Origin of the sequence: uncultured Ruegeria sp., assembly GCF_947500045.1 — a bacterium.
Taxonomy (GTDB): Bacteria; Pseudomonadota; Alphaproteobacteria; order Rhodobacterales; family Rhodobacteraceae; genus Ruegeria.
Window position 1 is genome coordinate 339,240 of sequence record NZ_CANMQQ010000001.1, and the last position, 21,769, is coordinate 361,008.

Here is a 21,769-nt window from a genome sequence, read left to right on the forward strand (position 1 = left end):
CGTTCACGGGCCGTTTCTGAGCCTCGAAACTGAAATAGCCTCCGATATTCGGAGGCTATTTCATAATTTAGCAAGGCGCTTAACCGGCTGCTATCAAACCCATGCTTTCCAGTTTCAACAGAACCTGATGAGCGCAGTTGTCGACCTCGACGTTTTCGGTCTCTACGCGCAACTCGGGATCTTCAGGCGCGTCATAGGGGTCAGAAATCCCGGTGAACTCCTTGATCTTGCCCTCGCGCGCCAGCTTGTACAGGCCCTTGCGGTCACGGCGCTCACATTCCTCGATGCTGGTTGCAACATGCACTTCGCAGAAGGCACCAAACTGTTCGATCTCTTCGCGCACTGCCCTCCGGGTGGTGGCATAGGGTGCAATCGGCGCGCAGATCGCAATGCCGCCGTTCTTGGTGATCTCGCTGGCCACATAGCCAATGCGGCGGATGTTCAAGTCGCGATGTTCTTTCGAGAAACCCAGCTCGGATGACAGGTTCTTACGCACGATATCACCATCCAGCAAGGTGACAGGACGATCTCCGGTTTCCATCAGTTTGACCATCAGGGCGTTGGCAATGGTGGACTTGCCGGACCCTGAAAAGCCAGTGAAGAAAACCGTGAACCCTTGTTGCGACCGCGGAGGGAAACGATTGCGAAGCTCCTGCACAACTTCGGGGAATGAGAACCATTCCGGAATCTCCAGCCCTTCGCGCAAACGACGGCGCAATTCGGTACCCGAGATGTTCAGGATCGTTACGTTGTCCTTATCCAGAATCTCGTCATTTGGCTCGTACTGGGCACGCTCCTGCACGTAGACCATATGTTTGAAGTCGACCATCTCGACGCCAATCTCGTCCTGATATTTTCGGAAAAGATCCTGAGCGTCATAAGGTCCATAAAAATCTTCGCCGGCCGAATTTTTGCCCGGCCCCGCGTGATCACGACCTACGATGAAATGGGTGCAGCCATGGTTTGCACGGATAAGCCCGTGCCAGACCGCCTCGCGCGGGCCAGCCATGCGCATCGCGAGGTTCAGGAGCGACATTGAGGTGGTCGATGCCGGGTATTTATCAAGCACGGCCTCATAGCAGCGCACGCGCGTGAAATGATCCACGTCGCCGGGTTTGGTCAGGCCCACGACCGGATGGATCAGCAGGTTGGCCTGCGCCTCCTTGGCAGCACGGAAAGTCAGTTCCTGATGTGCGCGGTGCAGCGGATTGCGGGTCTGGAACGCCACAATCCGTCGCCAACCCAGCTTGCGGAAATACGCACGCAACTCGTTCGGCGTGTCACGGCGCGCTTTGAAATCATAGTGCACAGGCTGCTGGATACCGACCACCGGCCCCCCCAGATAGACTTTGCCTGCCACGTTGTGCAGGTAATTCACGGCCGGATGCGCATCATCGTCAGCGCCGAACACCTTCTCGGCCTCACGCGCCTTGTCAGGCGTCCAGCGGTCGGTCACCGTCATTGTTCCCAGAATGACACCTTCCTGATCGCGCAGAGCAATGTCCTGACCCAGTTCGATCTTCTCGGCGAAGTCTTCATCGACATCCAGAGTGATCGGCATCGGCCACAGCGTTCCGTCGGCCAGGCGCATATTCTCGACCACGTTGTCGTAGTCAGCCTCGCTCAGGAAACCTTTGAGCGGGTTGAAGCCGCCATTCATCAGCAGATCCAGGTCACAGATCTGCCGTGGGCTCAGGTCCCAACTGGTCAGGTCCGCGGCTTCGACCTTCAGCTTCTGTGCGGATTCATAAGAAACAAAGAGTTCGGGGATCGGGGCCAGATTGCTTAGCATCGTCATTTGAATTCTCTTATCGCAGTGTGGTTTGCTTATTTGAGTCAGAGGTGTTTTCCGGGCATGTGCCCCGAGCTGCGGGTGAAGTCCATAGACAGGAAAGAACAAAGGACGATATGCATGGTTTTTTCCTGAGATGGAAAGAAATTCCGAATTTTATTGCTGAGTGCTGAGAAAATCCCACGAAATTCCGGCATAATGGGCTTTGTCAGGCAATCTGTTCCCATGGGCTGGCATGTGCCTCAAGGTCCGAAGCCTGCTCGACCGGCAAGGCAGAGACCGGACCGGATACACCGCGCAAGCTGAACGCGCGCAATTCATCAGGATTACAGTGCAATCCCGCCGCCTCCAGCAGGGTTTCCGAGACCAAAAGTTCGACGCCTAACGCCTTGGTCTCTGCCTCCAGTCGGCTGGCAACATTTACCGCGTCTCCGATGATGGTGCGGGGAGCGTGTTTTGCGGCACCGATCTCACCCAGAACGAGATCGCCGAGATGCAGTCCCATTCCTATGCGCACGGGTGAACTGCCCTCTGCTGCAAGCTGCTGATTGAATCGCTCCAATGCACGGCCAATATCGGCTGCTGCACGAAGCCCTGCGCGGGCCGAACCAGTTGTGTCAGCCGTTTCGAACATCGCCAACAGACCATCGCCCATATATTTGTCGACTGTCCCGCCCTGCGCAGTGATTGCGGGCACAATCGCGTCAAAAAAACGGTTCAAAAGGAACACGATATCATAAGGGAGTTGCCCGGTCGTGCGGGCGGTAAATCCACGCATGTCCAGAAATAGAACCGCCAATTGCCTTTCCTGACCCTGACTGGCATGGGCCCGATCGCGTGCGCCGTCAGGCCTGAACACACGAAACACGGTCACGGGGTCGGTTGGTCGTATCTGGCAGGCCAGACGTGTACCCTCGGGCGCGCCGACGGCATTCAGGCTACGGGCCTCGATCTCGGTGGGTGGATGCAGATGACCGACCCCATGTTCAACGACAACACGACAGGTTGTGCAGCGTCCCTTGCCGCCACATAAGGCCGTGTGTGGAATACCGTTGGCGTGCGACATCTCAAGCAATGTCATGCCTTTTTCGGAGACGATTTCAGGACCGTTCACATAGCGGACCCGGACCGAATGCCTCCGCCGCCATAGTTTACGAGCAACGTAGATCAGCCCGGTTAAAGCAAGCGCGCCCCAAAAGACCATCAAGGTGTTGTCCTTGACGGAAAACAGCGACTGGAACGTCTCGGCAGAAGGCCAGTTGTAATGTTCAATATATTGTTCACGCAGGTCTGGGTCGGCAAAATCCAACCAGATGCGGCGCCCCTCGGTCAAAAGCCCTGCCAGCGCAAAACTGGGTACAAATACGGCGAGCCCGATCAGATACGGCACCATGTTTCGCCACCAGCTCGTCAACCGCAGCCACATATGCAATCCGATGCAGCCGTGCGCCCACACCAGAAGCAACAGCAGGCTTTGCAACCAGATCGCACTGTTGGGCCACATCAGGATGATGATGTAACCCATCTCGTCGTTCACGCCGAATATTTCGTGCGCATATCGGGTCTGGACCAGATGTGAAATCAGTTGCAGTGGAATCAAAAGGCCCAGAACCACTTGCAGTGCAACGCTGAAAGGCATTCTTAATGTGCGCCGTTGCGCGATCGAGACCAGTGCGAGCCCCGCGTGAACCAGCAGCGCTGCGTATAACAGAACGCTGCCAATCCCGTGGCGGCTAACAGTTTTGCGCCCATCCTGCATCCCGTGCAGCATGTCGGTATGAAACAGTCCCAAACCGATATTGATGAAATGAAAGAACGCAAAGACAAACAGCACCAGACCGCTTGCGATTCTCAGGCGGCTTATCCATCCGCCGCGCCAAAGAGCGTTTTCCAAAAGCTCACCTGTTCTTCGCGTTTGTTAGTTCGATCCTGATACGGCGCAGTGCCTCGGTCAAGACGAGCCATAGCACCTTTCTGGGAACCAGTCCTCTGCCGCACTTGCTGGTTTTATCAGCTGGGGACCAACACTGAACAACACAAGATGGCTGAGTTCGGGCCGCGAACGCGAGCTGTATAGCAGCCCATCTGCTCCTGTGGCACGAGCATCATCCGAATATCTCCAAGTCGGAGAAAGGGCGCCGGTTTCCCGTAACTGCTGCCAGACGATAGAGGCGGAAGCCTGTCCGCGGATATCAAGCAACCGGGCCTTTGAGATTTGAAACCGTTGTATCACTCTCGGCAGATCGTTTTTGGATACATAGCGCTTGATGGCGATACCGGCGCCTTCCACACTAAACGAGGCATAAAGCGCAAACTGCCCGGAATGATGAAACCGACCTTCGGGCGCGCGGGCAGGTGCCAGCGGGTTGTCTGACTGAGAGTGGAACAGAATTCTCCAGACAGGGCCGGAGAATTCCGTGATCATCCTAGTCGTTCTCCGCCAGGAATCGTTCTGCATCCAGCGCGGCCATACAGCCCATTCCAGCGCTGGTGACAGCCTGGCGATACACATGATCGGTCAGATCACCTGCCGCAAACACGCCCGGAACCGAGGTCTCGGTGGTTCCGGGTTTGGTGATGACATAGCCCCCCATATGGGTTTCCAGCGTGTCCTTGACCAACTCATTTGCAGGCGCATGACCGATGGCGACAAAAACACCTTTACAAGGAACTTCTGTGACCTCGCCGGTTTTGACATTCTTGACGCGCACGCCCTCGACACCCAGCGGGGCATCGGTGCCGACCACCTCTTCCAACTGATGGAACCAGAGCGGTTCGATCTTGTCATTTTTCATCAGGCGGTCCTGCAGAATCTTCTCAGCCCGCAATTCATCGCGGCGGTGGATCAAAGTGACCTTGCTGGCGAAATTGGTCAGGAACAGCGCCTCTTCCACGGCGGTATTGCCGCCACCAATCACGACGATTTCCTGCCCGCGATAGAAGAAACCATCACAGGTAGCACAGGCCGAGACACCGAAGCCTTTGAACTTCTCTTCAGATGGCAGGCCCAGCCATTTGGCGCGCGCGCCTGTGGCCAGAATCACGGCGTCAGCGGTGTAGATCGTTCCACTATCGCCTTTGGCGGTGAAGGGGCGCTGGCTCAGGTCTAAATTGCTGATGATGTCGCCAATAACTTCGCATCCCATGGCCTTGGCGTGGTCTTGCATGCGCACCATCAGATCGGGGCCTTGTACCTCGGTGTCGCCCGGCCAGTTCTCAACCTCGGTGGTGGTGGTCAGCTGCCCTCCGGGCTCGATCCCCTGAACCAGAATCGGCTCCAACATGGCGCGGCTGGCATATACGCCCGCCGTATATCCGGCGGGTCCCGACCCGATGATCAAAACCTTGGTGTGTCGTGTTTCAGCCATGGTACCCCCACTCGATCGGCCTTGACGGACATGTTGTCCGGTTCGGATCGATATAGCGTCCAAGGGTCAGGGCTTAAAGCCCCTTCATGTTGCAAGTCTGTGATGCACCCAAAGGTTGACTAGACGGGCAATTCTATATCTGAGGTAACGAAAATTGCTCAGCTGTGAAATATTATTGCGCCCTTCGGGGCTGCTGATATAACAACTGAAAAAGTCAGGAGCACTCGATGGTCACGACCCGGTTGGATGAAATCGACCGCAAGATACTTGCGGAGCTACAAGCCGATGGTCGAATGACCAATGTTGAGCTTGCCAAACGCGTCGGAATATCGGCCCCACCTTGTTTGCGACGGGTGCGAACGCTCGAGGAATCGGGCTATATCCATGGCTATCATGCAGAGGTGAACGCCCGCGAACTGGGGTTCGAGGTACAGGTCTTTGCCATGGTCGGATTGGAAAGCCAGGCCGAATCCGAACTCAGCGCATTTGAAGATCGGTGCCGGGAATGGCCATTGGTTCGCGAATGCCACATGTTGAACGGTGAGGTAGATTTCATCCTGAAATGCGTCGCACCGGATCTCAGCGGTTTTCAGCAGTTTCTGACAGGCGAGTTGCTGACCACGCCGAACGTGGCCAGTGTAAAAACTTCGCTTGTTATCCGAGGCGCAAAAGACGAGCCAGGCGTACCATTTGACGTACTGGAAGACCGGATGAACCGGACGGCCTGATCCGGACACCAGACTGGTCCACTGCGCAAGGTGACAGTATGGCTGCCACACCCAGGGATAGAGCCCAAATTAGTAGTATCTGCATGTTGCCCCCGCACTTGCAGTAATCGTTAACAAAAAATCACGCTGTCAAAGCGTCAATTTCACCATCTCCGGCCCGTGGCAAGAGCAACGGTCCAAAATCATTCAGCGATTCGATATGTGAGAATAGATTCAAATAGATCGAACGCAAAGAGTGGCTGATCATACGCACAGCATTAACACCCGGGTGATACGTCTCGAATTGCAGACCATCGACGCGGATCACCGAATGACGCGCGACGCAAATGTGGAACAGTTCGACCGGTGTTGGCGGCAGCGTTTCAATCACGCTCATGCCGTCCTGAAACTCGTGAACAGGGGTCAGCATCGGTTGGCCCGCACGCAGATGACGCATATGCGCCGGCGTAGCGAGCAATCGCGCTGCAGGGCCAGCGATGACCCCTGACATCGGCTTTTGCATTCCGAACGTGTCGGCCATGATCCGGGTCAGCGGGCGGGTACGTCCACGCGAATCCTCACGCCCGGGGATCAGGGTCACAGAGCCCTTCCATAAGACCGTCTCGGATGATCCGTCCTGAGTGAGAACGTCATCTCCCGGCAGCAGGTCTTCGATGGCCATCGGGCCTTGCGATGTCTCGACCAGCGAACCACGCGTGAAGGCGCAGAACGCATCTTCGAACATCGGCAGCGCCGGAGCGATATGACGTGTCTGTGAAACATCCCCATTTTTCAACAGACTAGAGACTTCATATCGTCGAAGCTGCGCTTTTGGTGTTGTTGCCGGGCGAGGCGTTTCACGCAACAGCGCTGACGTCTCGGCCGCATTTCTGGCCGCGCGGGCCAGAGAATTTGGAATAGGCATAATATTCCGTCCCCTCTAAATTCCGTCCGGGCGTCTTGAACCCCCGTGCAATATCGCCAGACGGCTATGTTCTTTGTCTTTAATCAAAGGGATAAACACAGGCTGATCGCCGCAATAGCGTTGCGCCGCACAAAGAAAACACCAGTGTTTTGGTCAAGTTCATGACCCCCCAGACAAACTCGTAAACCGCAGGCTTCAATTGCCTGCACACACACGCTCCGAAACATGGTCGCAATCTTGTTCGCGACCGCACATACCGAACCGGAGCTTCCTCCGGCATGTGCTTTGCCCGTTGAGACCGGCAGCTAGTCTCGTGGGGTTGCTGTGTCAGCGTCTTGCCGCCAATCGGCGTGCAACTCTGACAGAGTGACTTGAAACCCGTTTCCAGGGCATTTCTGGTTCCTGATCTCTGACAGCCGCGAAAACGGCATTGAGAAAGCGCGATTTCATCTTCATGTTCATTATCCTGCTTCGATGGGGCGAATGGCCCGGTTCCCGTCTGTGAACCAAATGTGACGCTGCTTTGCGGCGCCTATATGGCTGATCCGGGATGAATTAAGGACAATATGAAGGTTTCAGTTACCTCTTGGCTGACGACACCGACACTCAGCTGCCCCTCGTTGGGGTAACCGTCTGAGCACTGGTGAAAATTTGAGACGATTCTGATTTAGATAAACACAATAAATGTGGCAGAATCTGGGCAATGCTGCCTTAATTCAGGCCAGATCTACAGTCTGATCGCAGAAATCAATCTGCCGTAATCGACCTCGTTGGCGTGGGTCGAGCGCCGGTAGGAATAAAACCTGCCGGGGTCGGAATACGTGCAGTATTTAATCCATTCAGCCGCGCCAATTCCGGCCTGACGCAAGCGATGCAGGCCAAACGCTGGTAGGTCAAAATGCAGGCGATCCCCTTCGCCATTTGCAAAGAAACGCGTGTTATTGGGCGAGTCAGCAACGAAGCTGTCCAGAAATTCGGGACCCACTTCATATGCGCGTTGCGAGATGGTCGGACCAATTGCCGCAGCGATGTTTTCTCTTGCAGCCCCCAGTGCTTCCATTGCGTCCAAAGTCGCTTCCAATACACCGTCCAGCGCACCGCGCCAACCGGCGTGGGCCGCACCGATCACTTTTGCGTCAGGATCGGCCAGCAGAACAGGCTGACAATCCGCAGTCAGTATCGTCAGGGCGAGGCCGGGCGTTGACGTGACAACTGCGTCAGCCTTGGGTTTATCACCCTTAATAGGTCCATCTACGGTGATAACAGTCGGAGAATGCACCTGATGCACGCCAATCATGGTTTCGGGCGTAACCTCCATCGCGTTGGCGACACGTCGACGGTTAAGGGCCACCACTTCAGCCAAATCTGTTGACCCGGTTCCACAATTGAGCCCCTCGTAGATACCCGAAGATGCGCCGCCGCGACGGCTGAAGAATCCGTGTCGAACCGGGGTCAACAGGTCAGAGGTGAGGATTTCCAAGGTCATGGTTCCAGTCCCGGTGGCGATGCGGCGTTTTGAGGATATAGGCCCAGTACTTTGAACAAGTTTCCCATTTCGTCGGGGTGCGTCAACCGTCGATGTGCCGCAATCAGTTCCTCAAGCTGCGTCCCGCCGAGCGAAGCCGTGAGCGATTGCGCGCGTGCCGTGATCCCGAGCCGTTCAAGGAACACGCCCTGTGGTGTCAACTTGGTGTGCGCGCAGCCCGAGGCGCGGGTAGCGATTGCCAGAGCCTCAAAATCGACATGTGCCGTCAGGTCCGCCTGACCCGGTTGATCAAGCGGATCGGTGGTCTCGTGCGCTTGTAAGGCCTGCAGGGTATCCCCGAGTGATCGCCAGTCACCGTAATCGATGATCAAAGCTGCCCCGCCGTTGCGTGCAATCTGTCCGGCTGCGGCACTGAGAATAGGAACGGCAGTCGCGCAAAGCTCTACAAGATCGCCATCCTGCGTGTCCTCCAGACGCTCGCTCAGGGCAGTTTGTGCCGCTTGTGGACCAAGACCAAACGCAAGTGAAGTGCCATCGGCTCCAACCAATCTTTCTCGCCAGCTTTCACCATCGCGCAGGAATTGCCGAATGGGGAGGGCATCGAAGAACTCGTTGGCCACCAAAAAAAGCGGGAGGTCTGCCAGATCAGCCATGACCTCGATCCACTGAGGTTTATACCCCTGCAGAGTTTTCAACTGTATGTCGCGCAGAACAGGAGAAGCTTCGAGAAGCGCGATCTCTGCCGCTTCGTGAAAGCCAGGGACGCTCTTTGTTGCCCGCAGGATGTCCGCCATCAATGTGCCGCGGCCCGGGCCAAGCTCGGCCAGAATGAACCGCTTGGGCTTTCCTTGTTCGAGCCAGGTTTGTGCCAGACACAGGCCGATGAGCTCTCCGAACATCTGGCTGATCTCTGGGGCGGTGATGAAGTCGCCCTGAACACCCAGCGGATCGCGGGTGGCGTAATACCCATGCACTGGATGCATCAGGCAATCGGTCATGTAATCGGCGATGGTCATGGGACCATCGTTTTGAATCCGGAGCAGCAGATGATCTTTCAGGTTCATGACCTGCGTCGTGCCCGCAACGCGAACCAAAGACCAAGCCCGATCATCGGCAGCGACAAGAGCTGTCCCATGGTCAGCCCATATCCTCCGATCTGCCACGCAAGACCCAGTGGGTTCCCGGGTGAGACAAACTGCGCGTCGGGTTGGCGGAAGAATTCTACAAAGAATCGCGATGCGCCATAACCTGCCAAAAAGACACCCATGATCAGCCCGGGTTTATGAAATGTCCCGCGCCGAAATGCCAGCCAAACCAGTACCGCGCCGAGGGCCAGACCCTCAAGCCCCGCTTCATACAGTTGCGACGGGTGGCGGGCGCACATTCCAGCGACAATGCCAGGGCAATCCTGTGCGGCAGCACCGGGAAATATCACCGCCCAGGGCACTTCGCTGGGCCGCCCCCAAAGCTCGGCATTGGTGAAATTGGCCAACCGACCCAGCAACAACCCCGGCGGCACAGTGCAGGCGACCAAATCAGCCAGCGACAGGATCGGAATACTGTGACGCCTGCCAAACACGTAGGTGGCTATGATTACGCCCAGCAAGCCGCCATGAAACGCCATGCCACCCTGCCAGACCATCAGTATTTCCAGCGGATGTGACAGGTAGTATGCAGGCTGATAGAACAGAACAAACCCCAGGCGCCCGCCCAGAATGACCCCCAGAATGATCCAGGTAACCAAATCCTCAAGCTGGTCGGGACGCATCGGTGGCGTTTCATCCGCCCAAAGCGCAGGGCGTCGAAGTGCCGTCAACGCCATACGCCATGCGATCAGGATACCGACGATATAGGCCAGCGCATACCAGCGCAGCGCAAACTCCATCCCGAACAGTGAGATCGAGAATATTTCGGGCGACAGATCGGGGAAATTTAAAACAGCCTGCATGTGCGTCTCATTGCCCGGGGTTTGCGGGGCAAGTCAACCTTGAGCCCGGGCCATTCTTTACCCATATAGAGAGCAATCGTGTAATCGGAGAAAGCCCATGCAAACCCGCAACAAGATTTTGGACGATATGTCTCAACTCATGACCAACGCCATGGGTGTCGCGCAAGGGGCGCGGGAAGAGGCCGAGAATGCGATGAAATCCATGATGGACCGCTGGTTGGCAGATCGCGACTTTGTCACCCGGGAAGAGTTCGACGCGGTGCGTGCCATGGCGCAGAAGGCGCGTGAAGAAAATGCTGCGCTCGAGCAACGCATTGCCGCACTTGAGGCGAAGCAAGGCAAGTAACGTCCGTGAAATTCCTGAGTATTGGGCAAAATGCATCCGCCGCGCAATCCGAGCTTGGGTTGTGCGGTGTTGGGTATTGTGCCGCTCTGTAGGACATAATCAAGACAAAGCTGCGTGAGAAGCCAATATTTTGATCGCCGTTGCCAACTGTCCACAACTTATTGCTGTTATCCCCAATAAATAGGGTTGCCAGAACCTGCCGCCCGTCGCACCATATTTAGTACAGGCAGACTGGGGAAGCCCGGCTTGTAGAGCAGGCAACTAGCGCTGGGGCGCTGTCAGCCCCAAAATGCTAGAGATTAGTGAGGTGGCATTATGGCCCTTTCCGAACAGTTTCTCGAAGAAGACCTTCATCCGATCGATATAGTTGAACATCTTGCCGAACATCACGATTGGGATTTTGACCGGATCGGGGATGATCAGATTGCGATGGCTGTCGAAGGGCAGTGGCGCACATACTCGATCACATTGGCCTGGTCGAATTACGACGAAACGCTTCGTATGGTGTGTTCGTTCGAAATGGAACCGCCGTCCGAGCGGGAGCCAGAGCTTTATGAGCTGTTGAACAAGATGAATGATCAGTGTTGGGCCGGGGCGTTTACCTACTGGGCCAATCAGAAACTGATGGTTTATCGTTATGGCCTGGTTTTGACCGGGGGGCAGTCGGCCAGCCCGGAACAGATTGACACCATGATCACCGCCGCCGTGCTGAGCGCCGAGCGCTATTACCCCGCGATTCAGCTGGTCACATGGGGAAACCGCGACCCCGAAAATGCAATGCAAGTGGCCATTGCAGAGGCTTACGGCCGCGCGTAAAGCTTTGCCCCAAACCAAATTGGGAGGGGCAAACATGGATATCTCGCGCGTTGCGGAACAGGGGCTGGTGCTTCTGGGGTGCGGCAAGATGGGGTCAGCGATGCTTGCGGGCTGGTTGGAACATGGCCTGCCAGCAGCCTCGGTCTGGGTGATAGACCCTTACCCCTCGGACTGGCTGAAGGCGCAGGGTGTCAACATCAACACACCTCTTCCCGAGGCCCCGGCTGTGGTTCTGGTGGCCGTTAAACCCCAAATGATGGGCAAAGCCCTGCCTGCCATTCAAGCGCTGGGCGGCGGTGAAAGTCTGTTCATTTCGGTCGCGGCAGGCACGTCACTGGCCACTTTTGAAGATGTTCTGGGGGCAGACACGCCAATCATCCGGGCAATGCCAAATACGCCTGCTGCGGTTCGGCAAGGGATCACGGCGTTGATCGGGAATTCCGCGACCTCGGATGCAGATAACGTGCTGGCCGAAGATCTGCTCTCGGCGATTGGTCAGACGGTGCGGCTGGATGATGAGGCGCAGATTGATGCAGTGACCGGCGTCAGCGGTTCGGGTCCAGCTTATGTATTCCATCTGATCGAAACGCTGGCGCAAGCGGGCGAAGCGCACGGCTTGCCACCAGAACTGTCGATGAAGCTGGCCAAATCCACAGTTGCCGGGGCAGGGGCCTTGGCGATGGCCGCGGATGATCATCCTTCGCAATTGCGGGTTAACGTCACCTCTCCCAACGGAACCACTCAGGCTGCACTTGAGGTTTTGATGCACGAAGAAGAGGGTTTCCCGGCCTTGCTGCACAGGGCGGTCAAAGCCGCAACCGACCGATCCAAGGAGCTGTCTCGTGAGTGAGATTTCATTCGACGATTTTCTCAAAGTCGACATCCGTGTGGGCCGGGTGATCCGTGCCGAACCCTTTCCAGAAGCCCGCAAGCCCGCAATCAAGATGTGGATCGATTTTGGCGATGAGATCGGCGAACGTAAAACTTCGGCTCAGGTCACCGCACATTACGAACCCGCGACGCTGGTGGATAAACAGGTGATGGCGGTGGTTAATTTCCCGCCACGCCAGATCGGCAGATTCATGTCCGAGGTTCTGGTGCTCGGCCTGCCCGATGAAAACGGTGAGATCGTGTTGATCGGGCCGGATGGCGAGGTTCCAACCGGCGGGCGGATGCACTGATGAAGCTGCTGATTGCCCGCCCGATGACCGAAGCCGTTGAGACACGCGCCCGTGCAGAATTCGACGCGGTAGTCCGCGAGATAACGACGCCCATGACGCAAGAGGAGATGGTACAGGCGCTGACAGAGTTCGACGTCGTGGTCCCGACGCTCGGTGATCAGTTCTCTGCACAGATTTTGGCCCAAGTGCCTCAGCCGCGTTGCAAATTGCTGGCAAATTTCGGGGTTGGTTACAATCATATCGACGTGGCCGCCGCTCGTGCTGCAAGCATTGCGGTCACCAACACGCCGGGTGCGGTCACCGATGCCACTGCCGATATTGCGATGACGCTATTGTTGACCACCGCGCGTCGCGCGGGCGAGGGGGAGCGTCTGGTCAGGTCAGGTCTGTGGGAAGGATGGCACCCGACGCAGATGCTGGGTCATCATGTGACTGGCAAAAAGGTCGGCATCGTCGGAATGGGCCGCATTGGGCAGGCCATTGCCCGGCGTTGCCACTTCGGGTTTGGCATGAGCGTCGCTTATCAATCACGCAGCCCAAAGCAACTGGATTTTCCTGCTGAATATATTCCCGACCTAAGTGTAATGGCCTCGGCAGCAGACTTTGTTGTCATAGCCGTCCCTGGCGGCGCCGAGACACGGCACTTGATCAACGCTGAGGTAATGGAGGCGATGAAGCCCACGGGTATTCTGGTCAACATCGCGCGCGGAGAAGTGGTGGACGAGGTTGCCTTGATCTCAGCGCTGCAAGCAGGTCAGATCGCTGGCGCAGGACTTGATGTTTACGAATTCGAACCGACGGTCCCGCACGCGTTGCGAGAGATGGAGAATGTGACCCTGCTGCCTCATCTGGGGACAGCCACCGAAGAAGTGCGTACCGACATGGGCCATATGGCACTGGATAACGTCGCGGCATTCGTGGCTGGGCGACCCTTGCCAAACCCAGTCTAAGATCCTACAGCCTCGCGCCAGTGCTTACGGCAGAGCGAGACATAGGTTTCGTTCCCGCCAATCTGCACCTGCGCCCCTTCGGTAATGGCGTTTCCGCCCTCATCCTGACGAATCACCATTGTCGCCTTTCGCCCGCATTCGCAGATAGTGCGCACTTCGCGCATCTCGTCGGCCAATGCCAGTAGCGCCGCTGATCCGGGGAAAAGCTTACCCCGAAAATCGACGCGCAACCCATAGGTCAGTACGGGAACCCCTAAATCATCCACTGCGCGCGCAAGCTGCCAAACCTGATCCTCGGATAGAAACTGTGCCTCGTCTATGAACACACAGGCAATCTGGCCGTTGTTCAGGCGGTTTTCGATCATTGCGTACACATCGTCATCGCGCCTGAACATGTCTGCCGGTTCCGAAATTCCGATTCGCGATGCGATCCGCCCTTCACCGGCGCGCCCATCGATGGCGGCGGTCATCAGATATGTATCCATCCCGCGTTCGCGGTAGTTATGCGATGCCTGAAGCAACACGGTCGACTTGCCCGCGTTCATCGTCGAATAGTTAAAATAGAGCTTTGCCATGCGGTGGGTCTAATTCGCCTGACCGGTCTGGGCAAGCCGTCTGACGGGTGGGGAAAGTGACGCCGCTACAACGGCAGCCGAGGTTGAGCAGAGGCTCATGGGGATGGATAACCTCGTATCCGCTACAGCGGCGTCGTCGGCCTAGGTTTGGCCAATTTACATTGCAAAGCGAATATATTGCTTCGCATTCACTCATTACCGGCACGAACGGCCGCCACTCACTCACAAAATCCCTGCATATCTGAGGGATAGTCAATTAATGGCATTTCAATTAAGACTCGAATATGGGAAATTTCCCTACCCTTTCCCCCGGCACGGACAGGCGGGGGGCGGGAGTGCATATAACAAGGGTAGCAAAATGGCAGATATCGGGGCCTATCTGAAGAAGCATACCGAGGCATTGGTAAAGGATGTCGGGATCGAAGCAGCATGTGAGATCACCGGGAAATCCAAGGCCACGCTGGGCCGATATTACTCTGACAATGCCGAACACGCCGACCGTTTCATGCCAGTGGACGCGGTGGCGCAGCTGGAAAATGCTGCGGCCTATCCACATGTTACTTCAGCACTGGCGGATTTGCAGGGTATTACCTTGTCATATAACAACGGGCGAAATTCTGACAGCCCGCGTACCGGTGGCGTGAATTCGGACGTGATCGCGCTGAGCCAGCGATTTGCAATGCTGATGACAGAATATCAGTCCGCTATCGAAGACGGCATCATCACCGTTAACGAGGCAAAGCGTCTGTTGAAAGAGACCAGCATGCTGCAGCAAGTCCTGATCGAGATGAAACTGCATCTTGAAGAAGAAAGCGTAAGCTAACGTGTCAGCCCCTACGCTGCTAGGCCCCTGCATCGATTTGCGATGAAACCTTGTTGAAAAAAAAGGCGGCCTATGTGCCGCCTTTTGGATTTCGCGAGGGGTGCCCCCTCATTCAGCCTTCGTCATTATTGGCATTCTTCCCGCGCCCGGGGCTAGCCCCTTCGGGTCCATTACCCCCACCGTTGTTGCCTTTGGCACCACCACCCTTGCCGGATTTGTCGCCTCCGTGGCCGCCATTGCCACCACCCTTGCCGGGTTTGTCACCCCCGTGGCCGCCATTGCCCCCGCCTTTGCCGGGTTTGTCGCTTCCGTGGCCACCTTTGCCACCGCCTTTGCCAGGTTTATCGCCCCCATCACCGGGTTTACCGCCGCCATCGCCCGGGTTGTCGCCCCCGTCACCAGGTGCGTCACCACCGTTACCGGGTGTGCCCCCGCCGCCACCGGGGCTGGAACCTCCACCAGAATTCGAGTCAGAGTTTTCTTCATCCCCTGCGGTCGCTGACCGAGCAGCAGGATCGCTGTTGCGCCCCTCTCCGGAACTTGCGTTAGAAATTGACGCGGTCGGCAGGTCGATGAGCAAATCAGTTAATCCAGGACATTGCGCCGCGGTTTTTTGCAGGATCGAAGACAAATCCGAGCGTCTTTGCAGATGGGTGACAAACCCCTGCGTGACGTGTGAGCAGCCGCAAAGCGTTCCATAGTCGCCTTCATTCGCGGCACTCCGCGCTGTGTTGACTGTGCAGGTCTGGGGCTCGGCGACGGCTGCGCTGATTGAAATGACCCCAATGAACGGCGCGGCAACCAGTGCGGCCATTCCAACTCTGATAGTTTTTCCCATACCTGAAGGCTCCCATCGTTACACCACTCGGATGCCCCTGGCACCCGTTCTCGATGTGTTGATCGAAGATGAAGGAATGGTGGGATTTGTCTGAAAAGGCTTTCAGAAAGCAAACCGACCTAAGGCGATACCAGCCGATAGTGGGACGAGGGAGAAGGGAACTGAAGCGTGATGATTATCGGTGCCGTTTCAATATAACCGAACCAACCGAATATCCGGCACCGAATGAGCAGATCAAGCCCACGTCACCCTCTTCCAAATCGCCGGAATGCTTTGAAAAGGCAATGATCGATCCGGCCGAAGATGTGTTGGCGTAATCCTGCAGAATGTTGGGCTGCTCGCTCGCCTCGGGTTCACGACCCAGAACCTTCTTGCCAATGAAGTCGTTCATCGTCTTGTTTGCCTGATGGAGCCATAGGCGTTTCAGATCGCCGCTGTTAAAACCTTCAGCCGTCATGTGGTCGCTGATGTGCTTGCTGACCATCGGCAGCACTTCCTTAAACACCTTGCGGCCGTTCTGCATGAACTGCATGTCGCGACGATCGGCGACCCCATCCGGACGAGAGCGTCGAAGGAAGCCGTTATTGTTGCGGATATTGTTAGAAAACGCCGTGGCGCACCGGGTCGAGATAATTTCGAAATGCGGGCCTTTGGCGTCTTCGATCCGTTCGATCAGCGTCGCGGTGGCCACATCACCAAAGATGAAGTGACAATCCCGATCGCGCCATTCCAGATGGCCCGAGCATATCTCGGGGTTGACCACCAGCGCTGCCCGGACCGAACCGGATCGCACCATGTCTGCTGCGGCCTGAATGCCGAAAGTGGCGGAAGAACAAGCCACGTTCATGTCAAATCCGAACCCGTCGATCCCTAGTGCCTGCTGAATTTCGATGGCAATCGCCGGGTAGGCGCGTTCATGGTTGGAAGCCGCGCAGATCACCAGATCGACATCCTTCGCGCTGCGCCCGGCCTGTTCCAGTGCCTTGCGGCACGCATCCACAGCCATCTCGGTCATGATACCGGGCTCTTCATCAGTGCGCTGCCGCAGCGAGGGATGCATGATTTCGGGGTCCAATACGCCGGTCTTATCCATCACATACCGGTTCTCGATCCCTGACGCCTTGAGGATGAATTCTTCCGAGGAATGCTGCATCGGTTCGACCTGACCCGCCGCAATCGCATCCGCATTCTCGGCATTCATACGGTCCGCATAGGCATTGAATGCAATGACAAGCTCGGCGTTGGTGATGACGTTTTCGGGCGTATAGACACCGGTACCGGTGATGGCAGGAGTGTGCATGGCGGGTCCTGATTTCATGATCTGCCCAAAATGCAGTCCTTGTAGGGTTTGATCAAGACGTCTTGACCCAAGGGAATGTCTGTGAAACCCGTTCAAAACTTGAATGGTTCAAAAATTGAAGTATATTCAACCGCGACTCGGACGAAAGAGACCCATGTCAGACGATATCAGCACCCGATTAGGACGCCTCAGCCCTGAGATTCAGGCGATGATGGGAGTCTATGCGCTCTATTGGAAACTGGAAGAAAGCTTTGATTGCATCGAAACAGACCTGAGCCATCAGGAATGTCATATGCTGATCAAGTTGGACGTGCCCAAACGCATGGGGGTGCTGGCTGCGGATATGTTGACTTTGCCGTCGACGATTACTGCAACCGCTGACGCGCTGGAACAATCGGGCCATCTGACCCGCCAACGCGACCCCGAAGACCGCCGCGCCTGGCTTCTGATTTTGACCGAACAGGGCGAAGAGGCACGCAACATGCTGGTTGCCGTGGCCGGAGAGCTGTTTCGCAGCGCCTCTGGCCTGAACAGTGAAGAAACCGCCGAATTTGCCCGTCTGGCCTGCAAAATACGCGAAAACATTCTGAAAACCGGAATTCCCGAGGGATTGAAGAAATGAAACTCCTGACCTCTCTGAGCCTCGCACTGGCCGTTTTGGTTGCGCCATCGTTTGCGCAAGAAACGGCAAAGCCTGTCAAATTGATGCAGGTCAGCGAAACCGCACCTGGCTTTTCACGCCAGTTTTTTGGCCGTGTCGCGGCACGCCAAACGGTTGATCTGGCGTTTCAAGTTGCGGGGCAAATCGTCGAAATGCCGGTGAGCGAAGGTTTTGTTATCCCCAAAGGCGAACTGATTGCCCGTCTCGATCAGGAACCGTTCGAGCTGCAGCGCGATCGCACCCGGTTACAGAGAGATCAGGCGGATCGAACGCTTGCCCGCCTGTCGCGCCTGCGCGGTACGGCAGCCAGCCAAGTGGCCGTTGACGACGCCGAAACTGCGGCGCAACTGGCCGCAATTGAAGAGCGCGACGCTGAATATGCACTGGAACATGCAACCCTGACCGCGCCTTTCGATGCGCTGGTTTCAAGCCGCGCGGTCGAGGCGTTTACCACGGTCTCGGCTGGCACCCCTATCGTTCGCATTCACGACATGTCCGAGCTACGGATCGAAGTCGATGTGCCCGAAATCCTGTTTCAGCGTTCAGGACAGCAGGATGATATCACGATCACGGCCAAGTTCCCGGTCAGCGATGAAATATTTCCGCTGGAGATACGAGAATTCGATGCCGAATCCTCTAGCGTAGGTCAGACCTTCCGCATCCAGTTCGGTTTGACACCACCGGAAGGGCTGCAGATCCTGCCTGGTTCATCCGCGACTGTCACGGTTCAGGTGCAGGACGAGCGTACTGGGATCATAATTCCACCGACGGCGATTGTCGCCGATGCAAGCGGAGCACTTGGTGTGCTGATCTATTCTCCGGTTGGGGCGGATGAAGGTACCGTCCGTCGCGTACCCGTAACCATTGAACCCACGCAGAGCGGTGATGTTCGGGTGCTTACTGGCCTGTCGGATGGCGATGAAATTGTCGTGGCCGGGGGTGGCGCGCTCGGCGACGGTCAGTCTGTCCGTCGCTTTGTCGGCTTCTCGAATTGAGGGCTGTTTGATGAGCATCGCACGCGCTTCGATCGACCGGCCACTGTATACGTGGCTGTTCATTCTGATCGCCCTGTTCGGAGGCATCTGGGGCTTCCTGTCGCTGGGCCGTCTTGAAGATCCGGCATTCACAATCAAACAAGCGGTTATCGCCACACAGTATCCCGGTGCGACTGCCGAGCAGGTGGCGTTGGAGGTTTCCGAGCCGTTGGAATCTGCCATTCAGCAGATGGGCGAGGTAGATGTCATCACCTCGGTCAACCAACCCGGCCAGTCGCTGATCGAGGTCGAGATCAAATCTACCTATGACGGCAGTGAGTTGCCCGATATATGGACCCGCCTGCGCGCCAAGGTGCGCGATGCGGCGCGCGGTCTACCGTCGGGTGTTGGTGCTCCGTATGTGAATGACGGGTTCGGGGATGTGTTCGGCCTGTTCTATGCGGTAACGGCAGACGGGTTTTCCGACGCAGAGAAGCATGAGTTGGCAACCTTCCTGCGTCGCGAATTGCTAACAGTCAGCGGTGTGGCTGATGTCGAGGTTCAAGGTCTGCCGGACGAGGCGATCTTTATCGAACCTGACCTGTCGATCTCGGTCAATCAGAACGTCCCGCTGCAGGCGATCAACGAAGCTATCGCAAATGCGGATTCGGTCAACGCCTCAGGCTCGCTGAGGTCCGAGAGTGACCGGACGACGATCCTGACGGCGGAGGGGTCGGACAGTGTGTCTGCGATCGCCGGGCTTTCGGTCGGGTCGCAAGGGCAGGTGATAAACCTGTTCGACATGTCTGACGTCTATCGGGGGAGGCAAAACGATCCCGATATCATGATCCGTTTCAATGGCACCGAAGCGTTCACGCTGGGCATTGCCGGACTGGCCACCGAAAACATCGTTGAAGTCGGTCAGCGTGCAGATGCAAAACTGGCCGAGCTGGATTCCGAGATCCCATATGGTGTCGAAATCCTGCCCATTTATCAGCAGCATGTTGTTGTCGATGAGGCCTCGAACGCCTTCCTGCTGAACCTTGCCATGTCAGTCAGCATCGTGGTCGCGGTTTTGGGTATCTTCATGGGATGGCGCGCAGCCATCGTCGTCGGCACAACCCTTTTGCTAACGGTGGTGGGTACGCTGCTTTTCATGTCGGTCTTCTCGATCGAGATGGAGCGGATTTCGCTTGGCGCCTTGATCATCGCCATGGGGATGCTGGTCGATAACGCCATCGTTGTGGCTGAGGGGATGCAGATCTCGATGTTGCGGGGCAAATCCTCGCGTGATGCGGCGGAAGAGGTCGCGTCGAAAACGCAAATCCCGCTGCTGGGCGCGACGGTGATCGGCATCATGGCCTTCGCCGGGATCGGGCTCAGCCCCGATGCGACTGGGGAGTTCTTGTTCTCATTATTCGCAGTGATCGGCATTTCACTGCTGCTGAGCTGGGTTCTGGCGATCACGGTCACTCCGATGCTGGGGCACTATTTCTTCAAGCAGGGCAAAGAAGGTGAGATTGACGCCTATAGCGGCGTTCTATTCCGTGTCTATGGCGCAATCCTGAATTGGGCACTGCGTTTCCGGTGGCTGGTGGTTGCCGGGTTGATTGGGTTCACGGTCGTCTGTTTTGCGGGTTTTGGGCTGATGAAACAGCAGTTTTTCCCTAACTCGAACACACCGTTGTTCTTTGTGCATTACAAACTGCCACAAGGCACACCGATTGCCCGTACCGCCGAAGACATGGCCGTGTTCGAAAACTGGCTGGCCGAGCGTGATGACGTCGTCTCAGTCACCACATTCGTGGGGCAGGGTGCCACGCGCTTTATGCTAACCTATGCCGCCGAGAAACCAAACCCAAGCTACGGTCATATGATCATCCGCACCGAAACGCTGGACGATATCCCCACCCTGCAGGCCGATCTTGAGGCGTTCGGCTCGGTCCAATTCCCCGAGGGTGAGTTCCGCACCAAGCGCCTGATCTTTGGCCCCGGAGGAGGCGACCCGATCCAGGCCAGATTCTCAGGCAGTGATCCGGTTGTTCTGCGGCAACTGGCCGAGGAAGCCGTACAGCGGATGTCAGACGCATCCCAGAACGCGCTGCATGTGCATCACGACTGGCGCGAACAAGAATTGGCTGTGCAGCCGATCTATGCCACAGAACGCGCCCAGACTGCGGGTGTAACGCGCGAAGATATCGCGGCCACGCTGCAGTTTTCGACCGACGGCATCACGGGCGGTGTCTTGCGCGAGCGCGATCGCCAGATTCCGATCATCCTGCGCCGTCCGGCCGATGGGGATTATTCAATCGTCGATCAGGTGGTCTATTCAGATCAATCCGAGCGCTTTGTCCCGGTCGAACAGATGGTGGACGGGTTCGAATACAAGGCGCTCAATACGCTGGTACACCGGCGCGACCGGGTGCTGACCATCACGGTCGGGGCAGATATTCCATCTGACTTGACCGCCGCACAGGTGCATTCCGAGGTGCGCAATGCGATTGAAGAGATGGAATTGCCCATCGGCTACAGCATGGAATGGGGCGGTGAATTCGAGGATTCGGGCGACGCGCAGGCCAGCCTAGGACGGCAATTACCCCTGAGCCTGCTGATTATGGTGTTGATCTCGGTGCTGCTGTTCAACGCAATACGGCAGCCCGTTATCATCTGGCTGTTGGTCCCTATGTCTGTGAATGGCGTCGTTATCGGTCTGCTTGGGACGGGTTTGCCGTTTACCTTCACAGCGCTGCTGGGATTGCTGAGCCTGTCAGGCATGTTGATCAAGAACGGCATTGTACTGGTCGAGGAAATCGATCTTGTCCGCGCCACTGGCAAAGCCTTGCGCCCAGCCATCGTCGAGGCGTCGGTCTCACGTTTGCGCCCGGTGATGCTGGCGGCGATCACGACCATTCTGGGGATGGCTCCGCTGCTGACGGACGCATTCTTTGTGTCGATGGCTGTCACCATCATGGGCGGTCTGGCGTTTGCGAGTATCCTGACGATGGTTGCCGCGCCGGTCTTCTACATGTTGTTTTTCAACCGGGATGAAAAACGAAACCTGGTCGCCAACTAAACCGCG

At 56.7% G+C, this 21,769-nt stretch carries 21 protein-coding genes; 10 read left to right on the top strand and 11 right to left on the bottom strand.

The genetic code is table 11. The features are described 5' to 3' along the window. Positions 1 to 79: 79 nt before the first annotated feature. From Q1B46_RS01735 to trxB, 4 genes are all read right to left on the bottom strand, one after another. Positions 80 to 1,798 carry a bifunctional sulfate adenylyltransferase/adenylylsulfate kinase gene (locus Q1B46_RS01735; RefSeq protein WP_299944089.1) on the bottom strand — a complete coding sequence of 573 codons (1,719 nt, stop codon included), beginning with the start codon at positions 1,796 to 1,798 and terminating at the stop codon, positions 80 to 82. Positions 1,799 to 2,000: 202 nt separating this feature from the next. Next, positions 2,001 to 3,686, bottom strand: a complete 1,686-nt coding sequence (locus tag Q1B46_RS01740; RefSeq protein WP_299944092.1) for an adenylate/guanylate cyclase domain-containing protein — start codon at positions 3,684 to 3,686, stop codon at positions 2,001 to 2,003. Positions 3,687 to 3,743: 57 nt separating this feature from the next. Then, positions 3,744 to 4,217: an RES family NAD+ phosphorylase gene (locus tag Q1B46_RS01745; RefSeq protein WP_299944095.1), complete on the bottom strand. Its 474-nt coding sequence runs from the start codon at positions 4,215 to 4,217 to the stop codon at positions 3,744 to 3,746. Between the two features lies 1 nt (position 4,218). Further along, positions 4,219 to 5,160 (bottom strand): thioredoxin-disulfide reductase, encoded by a 942-nt coding sequence (gene trxB / locus Q1B46_RS01750; RefSeq protein ID WP_299944098.1) that lies wholly within the window; start codon positions 5,158 to 5,160, stop codon positions 4,219 to 4,221. Positions 5,161 to 5,387: 227 nt separating this feature from the next. On the opposite strand from trxB, the gene Q1B46_RS01755 reads away from it, so the two are divergent. After that, a complete protein-coding gene (locus Q1B46_RS01755; RefSeq protein WP_299659220.1) occupies positions 5,388 to 5,888 on the top strand; it encodes an Lrp/AsnC family transcriptional regulator in 501 nt (166 codons plus the stop codon). Between the two features lie 121 nt (positions 5,889 to 6,009). On the opposite strand, the gene Q1B46_RS01760 is transcribed toward Q1B46_RS01755, so the two are convergent. The 4 genes from Q1B46_RS01760 to lgt all read right to left on the bottom strand — a co-directional run bounded on the left by Q1B46_RS01760 (position 6,010) and on the right by lgt (position 10,226). Beyond that, positions 6,010 to 6,792 carry a Hint domain-containing protein gene (locus tag Q1B46_RS01760; RefSeq protein WP_299944103.1) on the bottom strand — a complete coding sequence of 261 codons (783 nt, stop codon included), beginning with the start codon at positions 6,790 to 6,792 and terminating at the stop codon, positions 6,010 to 6,012. A gap of 727 nt (positions 6,793 to 7,519) precedes the next feature. Then, a complete protein-coding gene (gene pgeF / locus Q1B46_RS01765; protein WP_299944105.1) occupies positions 7,520 to 8,278 on the bottom strand; it encodes a peptidoglycan editing factor PgeF in 759 nt (252 codons plus the stop codon). After that, complete coding sequence (locus Q1B46_RS01770) at positions 8,275 to 9,342, bottom strand: SAM-dependent methyltransferase (RefSeq protein ID WP_299944108.1); 1,068 nt, start codon at positions 9,340 to 9,342, stop codon at positions 8,275 to 8,277. Before Q1B46_RS01770 ends, pgeF begins: the two co-directional genes overlap by 4 nt. Beyond that, positions 9,339 to 10,226, bottom strand: coding sequence for a prolipoprotein diacylglyceryl transferase (lgt, locus tag Q1B46_RS01775; protein WP_299944113.1), 888 nt, complete (start codon positions 10,224 to 10,226; stop codon positions 9,339 to 9,341). Before lgt ends, Q1B46_RS01770 begins: the two co-directional genes overlap by 4 nt. Before the next feature lie 97 nt (positions 10,227 to 10,323). Here lgt and Q1B46_RS01780 point away from each other — a divergent pair, with 97 nt between their 5' ends. The 5 genes from Q1B46_RS01780 (at position 10,324) to Q1B46_RS01800 (ending at position 13,519) form a co-directional block, all read left to right on the top strand. Continuing rightward, positions 10,324 to 10,572: an accessory factor UbiK family protein gene (locus Q1B46_RS01780; RefSeq protein ID WP_299944116.1), complete on the top strand. Its 249-nt coding sequence runs from the start codon at positions 10,324 to 10,326 to the stop codon at positions 10,570 to 10,572. Between the two features lie 315 nt (positions 10,573 to 10,887). Beyond that, positions 10,888 to 11,388 (top strand): YbjN domain-containing protein, encoded by a 501-nt coding sequence (locus Q1B46_RS01785; RefSeq protein WP_299944119.1) that lies wholly within the window; start codon positions 10,888 to 10,890, stop codon positions 11,386 to 11,388. 34 nt (positions 11,389 to 11,422) lie between these two features. Beyond that, the gene (gene proC, locus Q1B46_RS01790) at positions 11,423 to 12,238 is read left to right on the top strand and encodes a pyrroline-5-carboxylate reductase (protein WP_299944121.1); all 816 of its coding nucleotides are present in this window, start codon (positions 11,423 to 11,425) and stop codon (positions 12,236 to 12,238) included. Beyond that, positions 12,231 to 12,569: a tRNA-binding protein gene (locus tag Q1B46_RS01795; RefSeq protein ID WP_299944124.1), complete on the top strand. Its 339-nt coding sequence runs from the start codon at positions 12,231 to 12,233 to the stop codon at positions 12,567 to 12,569. The genes proC and Q1B46_RS01795 overlap by 8 nt, the downstream gene beginning before the upstream one ends. Further along, positions 12,569 to 13,519 (top strand): D-glycerate dehydrogenase, encoded by a 951-nt coding sequence (locus tag Q1B46_RS01800; RefSeq protein WP_299944127.1) that lies wholly within the window; start codon positions 12,569 to 12,571, stop codon positions 13,517 to 13,519. Before Q1B46_RS01795 ends, Q1B46_RS01800 begins: the two co-directional genes overlap by 1 nt. On the opposite strand, the gene Q1B46_RS01805 is transcribed toward Q1B46_RS01800, so the two are convergent. After that, complete coding sequence (locus Q1B46_RS01805) at positions 13,516 to 14,094, bottom strand: thymidine kinase (RefSeq protein ID WP_299944129.1); 579 nt, start codon at positions 14,092 to 14,094, stop codon at positions 13,516 to 13,518. The genes Q1B46_RS01800 and Q1B46_RS01805 overlap by 4 nt on opposite strands. 358 nt (positions 14,095 to 14,452) lie before the next feature. Between Q1B46_RS01805 and Q1B46_RS01810 the strand changes: the two genes are divergently transcribed. After that, positions 14,453 to 14,917 carry a hypothetical protein gene (locus Q1B46_RS01810; RefSeq protein WP_299659251.1) on the top strand — a complete coding sequence of 155 codons (465 nt, stop codon included), beginning with the start codon at positions 14,453 to 14,455 and terminating at the stop codon, positions 14,915 to 14,917. Between the two features lie 112 nt (positions 14,918 to 15,029). Here Q1B46_RS01810 and Q1B46_RS01815 read toward each other — a convergent pair whose 3' ends face one another. Beyond that, positions 15,030 to 15,755, bottom strand: coding sequence for a hypothetical protein (locus Q1B46_RS01815; RefSeq protein WP_299944132.1), 726 nt, complete (start codon positions 15,753 to 15,755; stop codon positions 15,030 to 15,032). Between the two features lie 175 nt (positions 15,756 to 15,930). Further along, on the bottom strand, positions 15,931 to 17,055 hold the full coding sequence (locus Q1B46_RS01820; RefSeq protein ID WP_299944135.1) for a beta-ketoacyl-ACP synthase III: 1,125 nt from the start codon (positions 17,053 to 17,055) through the stop codon (positions 15,931 to 15,933). Positions 17,056 to 17,209: 154 nt separating this feature from the next. On the opposite strand from Q1B46_RS01820, the gene Q1B46_RS01825 reads away from it, so the two are divergent. Genes Q1B46_RS01825 through Q1B46_RS01835 form a run of 3 tightly spaced genes read left to right on the top strand, consistent with a single transcriptional unit; the run spans position 17,210 to position 21,763 of the window. Beyond that, positions 17,210 to 17,677 carry a MarR family transcriptional regulator gene (locus Q1B46_RS01825; RefSeq protein WP_299944138.1) on the top strand — a complete coding sequence of 156 codons (468 nt, stop codon included), beginning with the start codon at positions 17,210 to 17,212 and terminating at the stop codon, positions 17,675 to 17,677. Beyond that, complete coding sequence (locus Q1B46_RS01830; RefSeq protein WP_299944141.1) at positions 17,674 to 18,711, top strand: efflux RND transporter periplasmic adaptor subunit; 1,038 nt, start codon at positions 17,674 to 17,676, stop codon at positions 18,709 to 18,711. The genes Q1B46_RS01825 and Q1B46_RS01830 overlap by 4 nt, the downstream gene beginning before the upstream one ends. Positions 18,712 to 18,721: 10 nt before the next feature. Further along, the gene (locus Q1B46_RS01835; protein WP_299944144.1) at positions 18,722 to 21,763 is read left to right on the top strand and encodes an efflux RND transporter permease subunit; all 3,042 of its coding nucleotides are present in this window, start codon (positions 18,722 to 18,724) and stop codon (positions 21,761 to 21,763) included. Positions 21,764 to 21,769 lie beyond the last annotated feature (6 nt).

What these genes read in the sequence shown, in the direction of transcription:
- Q1B46_RS01800 (WP_299944127.1), top strand. Translation starts at nt 12,569, where the DNA reads ATGAAGCTGCTGATTGCCCGCCCGATGACCGAAGCCGTTGAGACACGC.
- Q1B46_RS01835 (WP_299944144.1), top strand. Translation starts at nt 18,722, where the DNA reads ATGAGCATCGCACGCGCTTCGATCGACCGGCCACTGTATACGTGGCTG.
- Q1B46_RS01770 (WP_299944108.1), bottom strand. Translation starts at nt 9,342, where the DNA reads ATGAACCTGAAAGATCATCTGCTGCTCCGGATTCAAAACGATGGTCCC.
- Q1B46_RS01735 (WP_299944089.1), bottom strand. Translation starts at nt 1,798, where the DNA reads ATGACGATGCTAAGCAATCTGGCCCCGATCCCCGAACTCTTTGTTTCT.
- Q1B46_RS01780 (WP_299944116.1), top strand. Translation starts at nt 10,324, where the DNA reads ATGCAAACCCGCAACAAGATTTTGGACGATATGTCTCAACTCATGACC.
- proC (WP_299944121.1), top strand. Translation starts at nt 11,423, where the DNA reads ATGGATATCTCGCGCGTTGCGGAACAGGGGCTGGTGCTTCTGGGGTGC.
- trxB (WP_299944098.1), bottom strand. Translation starts at nt 5,160, where the DNA reads ATGGCTGAAACACGACACACCAAGGTTTTGATCATCGGGTCGGGACCC.
- Q1B46_RS01825 (WP_299944138.1), top strand. Translation starts at nt 17,210, where the DNA reads ATGTCAGACGATATCAGCACCCGATTAGGACGCCTCAGCCCTGAGATT.
- Q1B46_RS01745 (WP_299944095.1), bottom strand. Translation starts at nt 4,217, where the DNA reads ATGATCACGGAATTCTCCGGCCCTGTCTGGAGAATTCTGTTCCACTCT.
- Q1B46_RS01760 (WP_299944103.1), bottom strand. Translation starts at nt 6,792, where the DNA reads ATGCCTATTCCAAATTCTCTGGCCCGCGCGGCCAGAAATGCGGCCGAG.
- Q1B46_RS01755 (WP_299659220.1), top strand. Translation starts at nt 5,388, where the DNA reads ATGGTCACGACCCGGTTGGATGAAATCGACCGCAAGATACTTGCGGAG.
- Q1B46_RS01820 (WP_299944135.1), bottom strand. Translation starts at nt 17,055, where the DNA reads ATGCACACTCCTGCCATCACCGGTACCGGTGTCTATACGCCCGAAAAC.
- Q1B46_RS01815 (WP_299944132.1), bottom strand. Translation starts at nt 15,755, where the DNA reads ATGGGAAAAACTATCAGAGTTGGAATGGCCGCACTGGTTGCCGCGCCG.
- Q1B46_RS01810 (WP_299659251.1), top strand. Translation starts at nt 14,453, where the DNA reads ATGGCAGATATCGGGGCCTATCTGAAGAAGCATACCGAGGCATTGGTA.
- lgt (WP_299944113.1), bottom strand. Translation starts at nt 10,226, where the DNA reads ATGCAGGCTGTTTTAAATTTCCCCGATCTGTCGCCCGAAATATTCTCG.
- pgeF (WP_299944105.1), bottom strand. Translation starts at nt 8,278, where the DNA reads ATGACCTTGGAAATCCTCACCTCTGACCTGTTGACCCCGGTTCGACAC.
- Q1B46_RS01785 (WP_299944119.1), top strand. Translation starts at nt 10,888, where the DNA reads ATGGCCCTTTCCGAACAGTTTCTCGAAGAAGACCTTCATCCGATCGAT.
- Q1B46_RS01830 (WP_299944141.1), top strand. Translation starts at nt 17,674, where the DNA reads ATGAAACTCCTGACCTCTCTGAGCCTCGCACTGGCCGTTTTGGTTGCG.
- Q1B46_RS01805 (WP_299944129.1), bottom strand. Translation starts at nt 14,094, where the DNA reads ATGGCAAAGCTCTATTTTAACTATTCGACGATGAACGCGGGCAAGTCG.